Source organism: Pseudomonas sp. CBZ-4 (assembly GCF_000346755.1).
Classification (GTDB): domain Bacteria; phylum Pseudomonadota; class Gammaproteobacteria; order Pseudomonadales; family Pseudomonadaceae; genus Aquipseudomonas.
The window spans coordinates 1-339 of record NZ_ANNV01000021.1 but is presented as its reverse complement, the minus strand read 5'-3'; the positions used below and the strand labels follow the sequence as shown (position 1 = coordinate 339).

Below are 339 nucleotides of genomic sequence, written 5' to 3'. Positions count from 1 at the left end.
AGCCGTTTGTACCCTTCGCGGATCGTGGTCATTGCCGACGAAACGGTGATCGCCAGTCACGAGCGCCTCTTTGATCGAGATCAGGTCAGTTTTGACTGGCAGCACTACATCCCACTCATCGAACGCAAGCCTGGTGCATTGCGCAACGGCGCGCCATTTGCTGATTTGCCAAAACCGTTACGGCTTCTCAAACGAGGACTGAGGCGTCACACCAACGGTGATCGAATCATGATGCAGGTACTGGCTGCTGTGCCAATTGCGGGTCTCGAACCAGTGCTGGTGGCGGTGGAGCTGGTACTTGAATCGGGAAGTCTGAGCGCCGATCACATCCTCAATGTC

At 55.8% G+C, this 339-nt stretch carries 1 pseudogene; it reads left to right on the top strand.

Annotated features, from left to right (window positions below):
* Nucleotides 1–339: pseudogene (locus B348_RS1000000130620) on the top strand (IS21 family transposase); the annotation flags it as partial.